Annotated in this window: 10 protein-coding genes and 1 riboswitch; of the genes, 3 read left to right on the top strand and 7 right to left on the bottom strand. The window is 68.2% G+C overall.

Features of this window, described 5'->3' with window-relative positions:
- Positions 1 to 16: 16 nt before the first annotated feature.
- Entirely contained in the window at positions 17 to 1084 is a 1068-nt protein-coding gene (rsgA, locus tag EV650_RS07850; protein WP_134116793.1) for a ribosome small subunit-dependent GTPase A, read from the bottom strand.
- Positions 1085 to 1233: 149 nt separating this feature from the next.
- Positions 1234 to 2475, bottom strand: a complete 1242-nt coding sequence (locus tag EV650_RS07855; RefSeq protein WP_134116795.1) for a YihY/virulence factor BrkB family protein — start codon at positions 2473 to 2475, stop codon at positions 1234 to 1236.
- An 18-nt stretch (positions 2476 to 2493) separates the two neighbouring features.
- On the opposite strand from EV650_RS07855, the gene EV650_RS07860 reads away from it, so the two are divergent.
- Together EV650_RS07860 and EV650_RS07865 are read left to right on the top strand one after the other, a co-directional pair.
- Entirely contained in the window at positions 2494 to 4113 is a 1620-nt protein-coding gene (locus EV650_RS07860) for an acyl-CoA dehydrogenase family protein (protein WP_134116797.1), read from the top strand.
- A riboswitch (ZMP/ZTP riboswitch) is annotated at positions 4111 to 4192 on the top strand. (Overlaps the previous gene by 3 nt.)
- Positions 4193 to 4220: 28 nt before the next feature.
- Complete coding sequence (locus EV650_RS07865; protein WP_134116799.1) at positions 4221 to 5669, top strand: glycine hydroxymethyltransferase; 1449 nt, start codon at positions 4221 to 4223, stop codon at positions 5667 to 5669.
- Here EV650_RS07865 and EV650_RS07870 read toward each other — a convergent pair.
- Positions 5662 to 7206 carry a DHA2 family efflux MFS transporter permease subunit gene (locus EV650_RS07870; RefSeq protein WP_134116801.1) on the bottom strand — a complete coding sequence of 515 codons (1545 nt, stop codon included), beginning with the start codon at positions 7204 to 7206 and terminating at the stop codon, positions 5662 to 5664. The genes EV650_RS07865 and EV650_RS07870 overlap by 8 nt on opposite strands.
- 62 nt (positions 7207 to 7268) lie before the next feature.
- Between EV650_RS07870 and EV650_RS07875 the strand changes: the two genes are divergently transcribed.
- On the top strand, positions 7269 to 7739 hold the full coding sequence (locus EV650_RS07875) for a GbsR/MarR family transcriptional regulator (RefSeq protein ID WP_134116803.1): 471 nt from the start codon (positions 7269 to 7271) through the stop codon (positions 7737 to 7739).
- Between the two features lie 993 nt (positions 7740 to 8732).
- Here the strand turns inward: EV650_RS07875 and EV650_RS07880 are convergent.
- From EV650_RS07880 to EV650_RS07895, 4 genes are all read right to left on the bottom strand, one after another.
- A complete protein-coding gene (locus EV650_RS07880) occupies positions 8733 to 9917 on the bottom strand; it encodes an amidase family protein (RefSeq protein ID WP_134116805.1) in 1185 nt (394 codons plus the stop codon).
- Positions 9918 to 9971: 54 nt separating this feature from the next.
- Entirely contained in the window at positions 9972 to 11756 is a 1785-nt protein-coding gene (locus EV650_RS07885) for a glycoside hydrolase family 9 protein (RefSeq protein WP_134116807.1), read from the bottom strand.
- 84 nt (positions 11757 to 11840) lie between these two features.
- Positions 11841 to 13040, bottom strand: a complete 1200-nt coding sequence (locus EV650_RS07890) for an MFS transporter (RefSeq protein WP_134116809.1) — start codon at positions 13038 to 13040, stop codon at positions 11841 to 11843.
- On the bottom strand, positions 13037 to 13603 hold the full coding sequence (locus EV650_RS07895; protein ID WP_134116811.1) for an ArsR/SmtB family transcription factor: 567 nt from the start codon (positions 13601 to 13603) through the stop codon (positions 13037 to 13039). Before EV650_RS07895 ends, EV650_RS07890 begins: the two co-directional genes overlap by 4 nt.
- Positions 13604 to 13757 lie beyond the last annotated feature (154 nt).

Here is a 13757-nt window from a genome sequence, read left to right on the forward strand (position 1 = left end):
ATCGCGGGCACAAGCATCACGGCCGGGGCTTCAGATCCTTCCGATAGGACTTGCTGGCGCGCGCCCAGTCCTTCTTCGCCTGCGCACGCAACCGCACGTCGGCGCGACGCGCCATGTACGCCGCCTCGCGCCGCAGCTTCACCCAGCTCTCGTACCGCCGGTACGGCAGCGAGCCGTCTTCCAAAGCCGCCCGTACCGCACAGTCCGGCTCCATCACGTGCGAGCAGTCCTTGAACTTGCACTCCGCTGCCAGCGCGGTGATATCCGGGAAGGCCGCCGCCAGTCCCTCTCCCGACTCTTGCAGACCGATCCCCCGCAGCCCCGGCGTGTCGATGACGACCCCGCCAGCTGGCAGCACGATCAGCTCACGCCGTACCGACGTGTGGCGACCCTTCCCGTCCTCACGGATCTCCTGCACGTCCAGCAGCTCCACACCGGCCAGTGCGTTCACCAGCGACGACTTGCCCGCCCCACTGGACCCCAGCAACGCCAGAGTCGCGTCCCCGTCCAGCAACGCGCGTACGTCGTCCAGGCCGACACCTGTGGTCGCACTGCACACCAGTACGTCGGCACCCGGCGCGGCGAGCGCCACGTCTTCGGCCAGCGCGTCGGCGTCCCCGACGAGGTCGGCCTTGGTGAGTACGACGACCGGCCGGGCGCCGCTCTCCCACGCCAGCGCGAGGAAGCGTTCGATCCGGCCGATGTTCGGTTCCGGATGCAGACCAACCACGATCGCGATCACGTCGACGTTGGCCGCGAGCACCTGCCCACGGGACGAACCGCCGACCTCCGCGCGGACGATCGTCGTACGGCGGGGCAGCACCGACTCGAGCGTGATCCGGTCGTCCGGCCAGAACCGCAGTACGACCCAATCGCCCGTACACGGACCGGCCTGCGGGTCGGCGGCGATCTCGGCGAGCAGCGAACTGGACCAGCTGGCCCGGACCGGACCGTCCTCGGTGAAAACCGTCGCCAGGCCCTTGTCGACCCTGGCGACTCGTCCCGGCACCAGCTCTTCCGGGACGGATTGCAGAAACTCAGCCGTGGATGCGTCGAGTCCCAGGGCCTGGAGTGTGGCTGACATGCGGCGAACCTTTCGGAGGGTCCGGCCGCGAGATCAGCTCAGCGGACGGACAGTGTGGGAGACAGCGGCCCATCGGGCCTGTTCCAAGCTCATGGCGGGCTGCCTCCCTTCTGGTCCGGTCGGTCCCGAGCCGGGGACCGTGTATGCCGTCAGACTAGGTCGTCGGTGTCACTCTGCGCACCGGATTTTCCGACCGGCGCAGGCTTCTTCTCGGCCGGCTCGTCCGTCGGCCTCTCGGGCGGCTTCGCGGGCGCTGGAGGAGCCAGCCGCGGCAGCTCCGCCACCTTCTCCCCGACCTTCTCGGCGACCTTCGCCCCCAGCTTCTCCACCTTGCGCGCCGCCTCGATCTCCGGACGCTCGTCCGACTCCACCGGCGTCAGCGAGCCGCCGTGCTCGTGATGACGCTCCGGCTCCGCCTTCATCACCGGCTCGACCTCGTCCTCGTCAGCCGTGTCCTCGACCGAGGCCTTCTTCACCTCGGCCACATGCTGCTTGTGCGGCCACAGCCGGTCCACCACGGCATTCAGCGCAGCACCTATCAGTACGGCGATAGCTGTCATGTACAGCCACATCAGTACGGCGATGGGCGCGGCCAGCGGACCGTAGATCGACGTACCGCCGACCGTGCTCTGCAGGACCCAGCGCAGTACGAAGCTGCCCAGGATCCAGATCGAGAGGGCCAGGAACGACCCCGGCAGGTCGGAGACCCACGGCGTCCGGATCGGCACCGACAGGTGGTAGAGGGTGTTCAAGAAGCCCGCGGACAGGATCGTGACGACCGGCCAGTACAGCTGGTTCAGGAAGTCGAGCCGGTGTGGCAGCAGCGCCTGGACCGCGTCCGGGCCGGCCAGCACCAGCGGCAGCACGATCACGCCGATGACCAGCGCAGCGCAGTACAAAGAGAAGGACAGGGCGCGGGTCCGGACGATGCCGCGCTTGCCGCCCATCCCGTACATGATCGTGATGGTGTCGACGAACACGTTCAGCGCACGGCTGCCGGACCAGAGCGCGAGCACGAACCCGATCGAGATCACGTCCGGCCGGCCGCCGTTCAGGACCTGGTCCAGCGTCGGCGCGATGACGTTCTTGATCGAGTCGTCGGTCAGCGCCTGAGCGGCCAGGTCGACGATCTGCTGCTTGACGTCATTGATCGTCTCGACCTCGAACCACTTGCTCGCGATGTAACCGAGCGACCCGGCCAGTCCGAAGATCAGCGGCGGCAGCGAGAGGATCGCGAAGAACGCCCCCTCGGCGGCGAGCCCGGTGACGCGGTACCGCAGACACACCCCGACGGTCTGGGTGGCCAGCTTCCAAGTCGTCGCGGGGACCCGGCGAACCCATGCAAATGAGAGGGAGCTCCCACCAGTGGGTCCTGCCCCAGAACGTGCCATACCGCTTACCGTACTGACATGGCGGACCCATTCGCGGTAACGAATCAGGCTCCCCCACTGCGGGGCGTGAACTTCTTCACCCACGACGCGGCCCTCGGTGACGCTCTGCGCCCGTACGCCGACCTCGTGGACGACCCCGGTCTACACCGGATCGGCGAGCTGGCCGGCTCCGAGGAGGCCCGAGCCCATGCGCTCCCGGCGAACCAGAACCCGCCGGTCCTGCGCACCCACGACCGCTACGGGAACCGGATCGATGAGGTGGAGTTCCACCCATCCTGGCACTGGCTGATGGAGCGGGCCGTCGGGTTCGGGCTACAGGCTGCGCCGTGGACCAGCGACCAACCGTCGCCGCACCTCACCCGGGCGGCCGGGTTCTACGTCTGGTCGCAGGTCGAGCCCGGTCACGGCTGCCCGATCTCGATGACGTACGCCGCGGTTCCGGCGCTGAAGGCGGACGAGCGACTCGCGAAGGAGTGGATCCCGCAGCTCGCGTCGACGGAGTACGACGTACGCCGGCTGCCGGTCGCGGCGAAGAACGGTGTGCTCGCCGGGATGGGGATGACCGAGAAGCAGGGCGGGTCGGACGTCCGGGCGAACCTGACGACCGCGACCCCGGTCGGGGACGACGGTGAGTATCAGCTGAACGGGCACAAGTGGTTCTGCTCGGCGCCGCAGGTGGACGTGTTCCTGGTACTGGCGCAGGCCCCGGACGGACTCAGCTGCTTTGTCGTACCGCGGGTGCTTGCCGACGGCAACCGGAACCCGTTCGCGCTGCAACGGCTCAAGGACAAGCTCGGCAACCGGTCGAACGCGTCCAGTGAGGTCGAGTTCCACGGCACGATCGGTTATCGGCTCGGCGACGAGGGCGCCGGCGTCCGCACCATCATCGAGATGGTCGCCGCGACGCGGCTCGACTGCGTCCTCGGATCGGCCGCCCTGCAACGCCGCGCGCTGGTCGAGGCGATCTGGCACACCCGGCACCGGAGCGCCTTCGGCGGTTTGCTCGCCGACAAGCCCGCGATGCAGAACGTCCTGGCGGACCTGGCAATCGAGAGCGAGGCGGCCACCGCGCTGGGGATGCGATTGGCCGCCGCAGTCGATTCCTCAGATCCGAAGGAAGCGGCGTTTCGGCGGATTGCGCTTCCGCTGGCGAAGTTCTGGGTGTGTAAGCGGACGCCTTTCATGGTCGCGGAGGCGCTCGAGTGCCTCGGCGGGAATGGGTACGTCGAGGAGTCCGGGCTGCCGCTGCTCTACCGGGAGTCGCCGCTGAACTCGATCTGGGAAGGCTCCGGCAACGTCAACGCGCTCGACGTACTGCGTGCGCTCAGGCGGCCCGAATCGCTCGAAGCCTGGCTGCTCGAGGTGGGCGCGGTCCAAGGGGCCGATGATCGGCTCGACGCCGCGGTGCACGACGTACTGCAAGCGCTTGCTGATGTCGCTGACGCCGAAGCCGGAGCTCGTCGACTGGCCGCGCGGATGGCGTTGTGTCTGCAGGCGTCGCTGCTGATCCGGCACTCGACACCGGCAGTCGCGGACGCGTTCGTGGCGTCGCGGCTGGCGAACGACTGGGGTGGTGTGTTCGGGACGCTTCCGCGGACGACACCGTTCCTGGACATCGTCGATCGCACGATAGGGTGAGCGCGTCGCGACTGGCGCGCTGAGGTGGAGAACCACCGGGGAGCGAAAACCGTCGGCACCGTGCGCCTGGGTGCCTTCGACCCACTGCAACCGCAGGAGAGACAACGATGCCTGAATCCTTTGACGGGGCCGCCGCGTCGGCCGCGTACAACAACGCGCTGCAGGTGATCGCCGCGGTGGAGCCGACCATCGCCGGCGCGATCAAGGCCGAGCTGGCCGACCAGCGTTCCTCGCTGAAGCTGATCGCCAGCGAGAACTACGCCTCCCCCGCCACCTTGCTGACGATGGGCAACTGGCTCTCGGACAAGTACGCCGAGGGCACCATCGGCCACCGCTTCTACGCCGGCTGCCAGAACGTCGACACCGTCGAGCAGGCCGCCGCCGACCACGCGATGGCGCTGTTCGACGCACCGCACGCCTACGTCCAGCCGCACTCCGGCATCGACGCCAACCTGGTCGCGTTCTGGGCGATCCTGGCCCAGCGGATCGAGTCCCCGGCGCTGGCCGAGGCGGGCGCGAAGCACGTCAACGACCTGACCGACGAGGACTGGACCAAGCTCCGCAAGGCGCTCGGCGACCAGAAGATGCTCGGCATGTCACTGGACGCCGGCGGTCACCTGACCCATGGTTTCCGGCCGAACATCTCCGGCAAGATGTTCAACCAGCACTCGTACGGCACCGACGCCGAGACGGGTCTGCTCGACTACGACGAGGTCGCGCGCAAGGCCCGCGAGTTCAAGCCGCTGATCCTGATCGCCGGCTACTCGGCGTACCCGCGAAAGGTGAACTTCGCCAAGATGCGGGAGATCGCCGACGAGGTCGGCGCGACGCTGATGGTCGACATGGCGCACTTCGCCGGCCTGGTCGCGGGCAAGGTCTTCACCGGCGACTTCGACCCGGTGCCGTTCGCGCATGTGACCACGACGACCACGCACAAGTCGCTCCGCGGCCCGCGCGGCGGCATGGTGCTGTGCCAGCCCGAGTACGCCGACGCCGTCGACCGCGGTTGCCCGATGGTGCTTGGTGGTCCGCTCAGCCAGACGATGGCGGCGAAGGCGGTCGCGCTCGCCGAGGCCCGGCAGCCTTCGTTCCAGGTTTACGCGCAGGCGGTCGCGGACAACGCGGTCGCGCTGGCCGAGGGTCTGATGAAGCGCGGCGTGAAGCTGGTGACGGACGGCACCGAGAACCACCTCGCCCTGCTCGACGTCTCGTCGTACGGCATCACCGGCCGGCAGGCCGAGTCGGCCCTGCTCGACGCGGGCATCGTCACCAACCGGAACGCCGTACCGCGCGACCCGAACGGCGCCTGGTACACCTCGGGCGTTCGGATCGGTACGCCGGCGTTGACGACGCGCGGGTTCGGCGCGGACGAGTTCGACCGGGTCGCCGAGCTGATGGTGGACGTGCTGTCCTCGACCACCCCCACGAACACGTCCGCGGGTGCTCCGTCCAAGGCGAAGTACGTGCTGGCCGACGGCGTCGCCGACAAGACCAAGGCTGCTTCGGCGGAGCTGCTCGACAAGTACCCGCTCTACCCGGGCCTCGTGCTCAACTGACGACTGGCTGCCCGCTCTCAGATTCTTGAGGGCGGGCAGCTTTCTTTGGCATCAGAACGGCCGCGAGCACGGCACCGGCAACTGCGATCCCGCCGGAGACCCACATGGTGGTGTTGAGGCTGGTCATGAAGGCGTCGCGAACGCTGCTGAGTAGGTCGGCCGAGCCGGCCTTTGCCGCGACTGCGAGCCCGCCGCCGAGACTCTTCTCGACTGCGTCGGCCGCCTGCGCCGGCAAGCCGGTCGTGTCGACGTTGTTGCGGTAGACCGAGTTCAGCACGGTCCCGAGTACGGCGACCCCGACCGTCCCACCGACCTGACGGAACGCCTGCAGCAGACCGGATCCCGTCCCTGCCCGCTCGGGATCGAGCACGCCGAGCGCAGCGTTCATTGCCTGCGGCATCGAGCACCCGAGGCCGAACCCGACCACCACGAACCAGATCGCCGTATAGCCGTACCCGGTCGCGAGATTCGTGAAGGCCCCGAGCACGAACCCGGCCGCCATCACCACGAACCCGATCATCACCACCAGCCGGGTGCCGATGCGAGCCTCCACCGGCTCAGCCAGCTTCGCGCCGACCGTCATCCCACCGATGAACGGCAGCAACTTGAGCCCGGTGTGCAGCGCGTCCGATCCGTTGATGCCCTGGAAGTACTGCGGCATCGTGAACAGCAACCCGAAGATCGCGAACACGGAGACCGTCAGCAGCACCGCGCCACCCGAGAACGCTCTCTCGTGGAACAGCCGGAGCTCGATCAACGGCCGCGGATTCCGCCGCTGCCACCACAAGAATCCAGCGATCAGTACGATGGCCAGCCCGAGGAACGCGACCGTCACGCCAGCCGTCCACGACGACTCCCCCGCCCGGGTCACGCCGTACACAAGGGCTGCCAGCCCCGCACTCGACAGCACGATGCCGAGCCAGTCGATCGCCGGCCGGACGGAACTCCGACTTTCCGGAACCAGCAGCATGACCGCGACGGCCGCGATGAACGCGATCGGGACGTTCATCAGGAAGATCCACTGCCAGCCGGCGTGGTCGAGCAGCAGTCCGCCGACGATCGGGCCGAGCGGCATACCGATGCTGTTGGCAACGACGAAGAAGCCGATCGCCTTCTTCCGCTCCACCTCGGTCGAGAACAGCACGGTGATCAGCGAGAGCGCCACCGGAACGATCATCGCCGCGCCGATGCCGAGGAACGCGCGCGACGTGATCAGCGCCGCGGCCGAGTCCGACAACGCGCAGGCGAGCGACGCGAGTCCGAACAGCGACAGCGCAACCGCGATGATCTTGCGCCGCCCGTACCGGTCGCCGAGCAAACCGGCCGGCAGCAGCAGTGCGGCGAGGACCAGGTTGTAGCTGTTCGCCATCCACTGCAGCTGACTCGTCGAGGCGTCGAGGTCCCTCGCGAGCGTCGGCAGCGCGACGTTGAGCACGGTGGTGTCCAGGCCGAGCACGAGTACGGCGAGACAGAGTGCGATGAGTACGCCGAAGCGGCGGGCGCCGGTGAGCGTCGGCGTATCGGTGGTCGTGGTCATGAATTCAAGTTATCAGAACTTTGTGATAGTTGCGATAGATTCAATTATTGTAAGCTTCAACCATGGCGGAGGAACCGAGCCCGGAGGCCGTGAGCCAGTTCGTCGAGCGGTTCGCGGGCGTGCTGGCGAACAGCGGCGTACCGACGATGTCGGCGCGGGTGATGGGCGCGATGCTGGTCAGCCCGACCGGCACGATGACGGCGAACGAGCTGGCCGAGTCCTTGCAGATCAGTCAGCCGGCGGTGTCGGGCGCCGTACGCCAGTTGCTGCAGGTGTCGTTCATCTCTCGCGAGCGGTTGCCCGGGTCGCGCAAGGACCACTACCGGATCCGCGAGGACGTCTTCGCCGCGATCCTCGAGCGCCGCAACCTCGCGCTGAGCGAATGGGAGTCGACCAGCCGCTCCGGCGCCAACCTCTTCCCCGACGACTCCCCCGTCGCCCGCCGCCTGACCGAGGCCGCCGACTTCTTCGCGTTCATCCACAACGACATGGACAACATGATCAAGAACTGGCGCTCGGAGCACCCTGGGTGAACCGCCGGGAGGCAAAGCGGCTCGTCGGTACGGCGTGGTTGGACAGCGACTACCGAACTCAGTGGGAGACGCGCATCATGCGCCGGCGCGTCCCGCTCTACCGCCTGGGGATCGGCGCACTCCGCGCTCTCAACCGGCTGACCGGTGGGCCGAACCGGCCCTCGCTGAAGGTCACCCAATGGAATCGGGTCGGGCCGAACGGCGAGACCTTCGTGATGCACAAGCTCGAGACCATGACCGGGGAGACCTCTCATCCGGTCACCTCGCGAGCCGAGCTGCGGGCGCGGACCTCGTTCGCGGCGCGGCTAGCCAGGGCGATCTCGGCGGACGAGTGGCCGCAGATCATGGCGGAGTACGAACGACGCAAGCAGGGCGAGCCTCCGCAGTTCCGCTATATCGGTCATCGGCCGCTGAACGCGGAGTCGCATGCGTTGATGGACGAGGCCTGGGTGCGGGGCGAGCTGCCGACGGACACCCACCGGGCCTGGAACGTCCTGAAGTTCGAGGACGAAGGCGCGATCTACAGCGACTTCTTCGCCAATGGCGGCGCACGCGGTTATCCCGGCGGCGAGACCAATGCCGGCTTCCGGCTGGGACGAATCATGTTCGACGTCAGCTGGCGGGAGAAGGCCTCACTGAGCGGTGAGCGCCATACCCTCCGCCGCACCCGAATCCTGCGCGCGAAGGAGCTGGTCAAGTTCGTCCGCACGGAGCTGAAGGAGGCGATCCGTCCGCCGGCCCCGCCCGCCACGCACACCACCGCCGTACGTCGGGATGTCTACACCCAGCCTGTCGTCGCCGCGATCTCCGACTTCGTCAAGCCGGAGCCGCTGCGCTCCCCGACCGTTCGAGGTGAAACCACCCCGAACCGCAAGCAGGCATCGGCCATCGACGTCGCCAGCACGGTGCAGAAGGCGCTGCCGCCGCCGATCAACGGCCGGCCGGCCGCGGTCAACGGACAAGCTGGAGCGGCCAACGGACAAGCTGGAACGCTCAGTGGACCGGGGGCAGCGGGAGCTCGATCAGCAACTGGCGAGCAACCGCCAGCGCAACCTCGTCCGAACCATGCGGCGCAACAACCTGCACACCCACCGGCAGCCCGTCCGCCAACCCCGCCGGGACACTCACCGCGGGATGCCCAGTCACGTTGAACACCCAGCAGGGATCGCCGGTAACGATGGTCTCCTCGCGCTGATCGTAGCCATGGGCAACAGTCAACGTAGTCGGCGTGACCAGCGCATCGACCTCAGCGAACAGATCAGCCAGCGCGGTGTCGTTGTAGTCCCGCACCTCCCGCGCCCTCCGCGCCGCCGCTTCCTCGACCCCACGCCCGTTGTCCAGATCGGACAACACTCCCCACGCCTCGTCGGTCGGCGCCAACTCCAACGGCACGTCAACCACGTCCACCCCGACCGCCGCCAGCCGCTCCCGCACCACGCGATCGACCGCCACCTCCGCCGGACAAACCCCCAGCGTCGACCGATAAGCAATCCTCCACGGACCGTGTAGGTGCTCAAAGGAGGGCCGCCATGGTGGGAGGGCGGTCGGGTCCAGGCGATGTGGGCCACTGGCGATGCTCGTCGCGAGGATCACGTCGTCGAGATCCGCGCCGATCACCCCGGCTGTCGTCAGACCGCCGAGCCCGCGTCCACCCGGCCGCGGGATCCGGCCGTACGTGCCCTTGAATCCCACGATCCCGCAGAACGACGCCGGGATCCGCAACGACCCACCACTGTCCCCACCGGTTGCCAGCGGTACGACGCCGGCCGCAACAGCTGCTGCTCCGCCCGCCGTCGACCCTCCCGGGGACCGCGACAGATCCCAAGGATTGCGGGTGTAGTCGGTACCGTTCCACCCGAAAGTCAGAGAGTGGGCACCCGGCCGAGCCCGCGTCGACCACCCGATCGGAACTGCACCCGCAGCAACCAGCCGAGCGATGAGCGGCGCGTCCGGCGGTGTCCGCGACTTGATCAGGAACGGTACGCCGGCCAACAGCCCGGCCGTCTGCACCCGCTCCGCCGCAGCCAGCGCCCCGGCCGCGTCCAATTCCTCAAGAAAGTGCAGCACCGGATCAAGCCGCTCCGCTGCCGCGATCGCCGCCGCGACGACGTCAACCGCGCTCACGGTCCCCGACCGAACAGCCGCCGCGATACCGCGCGCAGTGCGGCGGCTAGTCATTCGGCGAGGAGGGCGTAGGCGACGGAGAGTTCGCGGTCCAACACCGGCGTGAGTTTACGTCAGCGCATAGACCGTGATCGCTGCGAAGTCGTCGGCCGGTTCGGCCGTCTGCCAGGACCGTACGTCGTCCACATACCGCGAGTCGTGACCGGTGTACTGCGCATACGAATCGGACGCATCCGCCGGGCAATGGGTCATCCCGTCCAGGTAGCCGTCGAGCCCGTCCGTGAACAGGTCGGCGGAATTGGGACCGTTGACCACAGCACCGGTGAGCTGACGTCCGGTGATGTTCGCGATCTGATGGTGCGGGCATCGCTCGAAGTTCTGCCCCACCCCGATCATGAACGAGACGCCCCAGGCATTCGCCCCGAACGCCCAGTCCAGCTGCTGCTGCCCGAAGTCGTCGTACCGATGGTCGCCCGTCGCCCGCGCATACAGACGAGCAGTCGTAGCCAGCCCAAAGGTGTGCGGTACGGCGTCGAACTCGGCGTACTGCGCTCCCGCCCGGAACGGATCCGCCGCCGACCGCGCAGCCCCGATCTCCAACTGGGCTTGCAGATCCCCGGCCAAGGCACGCACCAACGGTCGGTCCGTCCGCGCAGCCTTGATCAGATCCGCATGCGCCAACGCGCTCACGTCGTACAGGTTCAGCGTGTCCCCGCCGGCCTCATGCTGGATGTACTGCGAAGCCCAGTAGCCGGCCTGCTTCAACCAGGCCCCGGCCCGCGGATCACCGAGCCGGCGAGCGGCCAACGCCAACTCAGTGGCGCCCAGCTCGAGATCGTCGCGCCATGCAGTCTCCGGATAGAACGCGAACGGCAGCGACGTCACCAACTGCCCGACGTTCTTGGTCTGAGCCTGCGCGTAGATCTGCGCGGCCGTCGCGAGATGCCGGCGTGCGTCCGCACGGTTCGGCTCGACCTGCGCGGCCAGCGCGAACGCCGCTGCCGTACGCCCAGCCAGGTTGGGACTAATCGGCTTGCCCGGCGCGGCAGCCCGGAACACGGGCCGGTTGCGCAGGAATCGCTCGGACGGATCGGTCAGGTGGTCGTCGACGCCCGGTAGCCGCCAGATGTCATGGTCGCCGATGTACGTCTCGGTGTCGTTGCCGGCCCCGACGCCGACCTGGATGTAGAGCGTCCGGGTCCGCTGGTCCCACATCTTGTCGAGCCAGTCCAGCCCGTGCCGCGCCTCCGCGAGCACCTTGCCGTCCGGCTTGTCCCGAACCGATGCCCACAGCAACGATTCCGAGTACGCCGCGATATGCGTGAACTTCAAGTAGTCGCCGGCGTCGTACCACCCGCCGGTGACGTCGACGGGTCCACCGACCCGCTGAAGTTCACCCACGGTCTGGTCGCTGTCCGGATCCACAAACGTCGGGGTCTCGTAGACCAGCGCTTTCGAGTCATTGCGGTGAGCCGTGTCCCGCTGCGCCGTAAAGAACTGCACGGCCTTGTCCTTGGCGCTCGTCAGCAGCCGGTCCGACGAAGCCCGGACCTCAAAGGCAGCCGATGCCACGCCAGGCACCTGCAGACGGTAGGACCCCGGCACCTTCAGCGCAGACAGATCCAGCTGATAGACGTGCGGGTACGTCGCATTCCACTCCCCCACGTCCTTGCCGACCCGGCCGCTGAGCACCCGCCGCCCGTACCGGTCCACGACCTGGAAACGAGTCGCCACCGAACGACTCAGAACGTACGCCGCCTTGCTGTCGAAGGCGCCGTACCCGAGCTGGTTCACCCGCACAGCTCCAGCCTGTGCTGCCTCCGCCGTACTCACCGGCCCAACCACCAAACCCAGCCCCACCACCAGGGCTCCGAACCGACGCCAGGACCTCACGATTGTCTCCCTCCGACCAATCGTTAGGAAAGTTTCCTATTGCTGATCGGGACGGTAGCGCACGTCGTCGCCGGAGTACAGGTTTCAGCTGCGCAAGCGCGACGCCGACCACACCATCAACGCCGCGAAGACCGCACCGAGCAACGCACAGGCAGCCGGGACGCTGGTCAGCGAGATCAGCGCGCCGAAGCCGGCCATCGCGACCGGCATCAGGCCGTCGTCGGAGAGGCTGACAATGCTCGACGTACGCCCGAGGAAGGCGGGATCGATCGTCTGCTGGAACGCGCCGGACAGCAGGGCCGACGCGAGGCCGGCGGTGGCGCCGATCAGGCCCATCGCGACGAACACCGCCAACCGCGGAACCGAGCCGATCATCACGCAGCCGGCTGCCTGGATGATCAGCAGGAGCAACCCGGCCCGCGCCGGACGGCGCGGCTTCCATCGCATCGCCACGATCGCTCCGGCCGCGGCGCAGATGCCCGAGCACGCCTGGAACCAGCCGAGGGCCGCCGGCCCCCAGCCATCGAGGTGGACCCGTTGCACCAGGCCGACCGCCAGCACCGGACCGACACACAGATTGAGCCCGAAGAACGCGATCACCAGCGTGCGCGCGGCCTCGTCCCGGCGCAGGTACCCGAACCCGGCCGACAGGTCCCGCCGGATCGAATGCCCGCTCGCCGGCGGCTGCGGGAACCGTGGCCGGATCACGAACGCCAGGGCCAGCGCGATGACTCCGAACGAGACCGCATCCACGACCATCACGGTCAAAAGCCCGCCGTGCGCGACGAGCAGACCACCCAGCGGCGCGCCGGCGAACACGGCCAGCCGGTTCGCCAACTGTCGTCCGGCCGCCAGCGCGACCAGGTCGTCGGCCTGCACCATCCGACGCGGGAGCGTGCCGGCCGCCGGGTTGTAGAGCGCGTCGACCGCCCCGAAGACCACCGCGACCGTCAGCAGCAGCGGGAGCGTCACCTGACCCGCGGCCACGACGAACGCCGCGACGGCGAGGACCACGATCCGCCCGAGGTTCGCCGCGATCATCGTGCGCCGGCCGTCCAAGCGATCGGCGAGCGCACCGCCGAACAGCAGGAACAATGCTCGCGGCAGCGCGCCGATTCCCATCACCAGGCCGGCCGCCGCGGGTGACGCGACCTGTGCCGCGCTCCAGGCCAGACCGACGTACCACGCGACATCGCCGGCTTCGGAGACAGCGCCGGACAGGGTCCAGGCCTGGACCCGCCGATCCCGGCGCAACGGCGGCAGGACAGCGATCGACTCACTCATGGCCGGGCCGGTACGCCGTGGGCGAAGACGTAGACCGGTGTCGCCGAGGGCTCGGTCGACGGGCTCTCGTAGTACTCCTGGATCAACTCGCTCATGCGGCCGCCGAGCTCGGCCAGCCGCTCCGGCGTCAGTCGCAGCCAACTGTCGGTCGCGAAGGCGGCCCGCGACCACTCCTCGCCGTACTCCGGGCGCTCGGTGAACCACTGCCGCACCTTGTCGACGTGGTGTGTGACGTTCCTCTCCTCGGCCACGGTGGCGACGAGCTCATCGGCGGGCTCACCAGCCGCGTCGGCAACCGACCAGCTGTACGACTGGTGAGCACTGCGCCACCAGCGCTCGCGCCGGTTCTTCGCCAGCTCGGGCGCCTCCTCGATGACTCCGGCCGCTGCCAGCACCTTCAGGTGATGGCTGATGTTGCCGACGAGTTCGCCGGTCCGCTCGGCCAGTTGCGAGGCGGTGGCCGGACCGTCGACGCCGAGCAGGTCGATCAGCCGGCGACGCAGCGGGTGATGGATGGCGGCGATCACCGAGGAGGTGGCCGAACGCCGGTTCGCGGGTGCCATGCGCCGTACCCTAGCTTCCACAAGAGTTCTTGCACAAGAGCTCTTGTGGGACACGATTCGAGCGCGAATCAATCTCCAGCAGACTGCTAGACATAGCCATATCGTGAGATCGGGTCTCAGGATTCAGGATTGACAGTTGCAAAGTCGGGCTCTG

It is taken from the genome of Kribbella kalugense (genome assembly GCF_004365875.1).
Taxonomy (GTDB): domain Bacteria; phylum Actinomycetota; class Actinomycetes; order Propionibacteriales; family Kribbellaceae; genus Kribbella; species Kribbella kalugense.

Excerpts from the sequence above, each read along its gene's own strand:
- EV650_RS07860 (WP_134116797.1), top strand. The coding sequence starts at position 2,494 with ATGGCGGACCCATTCGCGGTAACGAATCAGGCTCCCCCACTGCGGGGC.
- EV650_RS07865 (WP_134116799.1), top strand. The coding sequence starts at position 4,221 with ATGCCTGAATCCTTTGACGGGGCCGCCGCGTCGGCCGCGTACAACAAC.
- EV650_RS07855 (WP_134116795.1), bottom strand. The coding sequence starts at position 2,475 with ATGGCACGTTCTGGGGCAGGACCCACTGGTGGGAGCTCCCTCTCATTT.
- rsgA (WP_134116793.1), bottom strand. The coding sequence starts at position 1,084 with ATGTCAGCCACACTCCAGGCCCTGGGACTCGACGCATCCACGGCTGAG.
- EV650_RS07890 (WP_134116809.1), bottom strand. The coding sequence starts at position 13,040 with ATGAGTGAGTCGATCGCTGTCCTGCCGCCGTTGCGCCGGGATCGGCGG.
- EV650_RS07895 (WP_134116811.1), bottom strand. The coding sequence starts at position 13,603 with ATGGCACCCGCGAACCGGCGTTCGGCCACCTCCTCGGTGATCGCCGCC.
- EV650_RS07875 (WP_134116803.1), top strand. The coding sequence starts at position 7,269 with ATGGCGGAGGAACCGAGCCCGGAGGCCGTGAGCCAGTTCGTCGAGCGG.
- EV650_RS07870 (WP_134116801.1), bottom strand. The coding sequence starts at position 7,206 with ATGACCACGACCACCGATACGCCGACGCTCACCGGCGCCCGCCGCTTC.
- EV650_RS07880 (WP_134116805.1), bottom strand. The coding sequence starts at position 9,917 with ATGACTAGCCGCCGCACTGCGCGCGGTATCGCGGCGGCTGTTCGGTCG.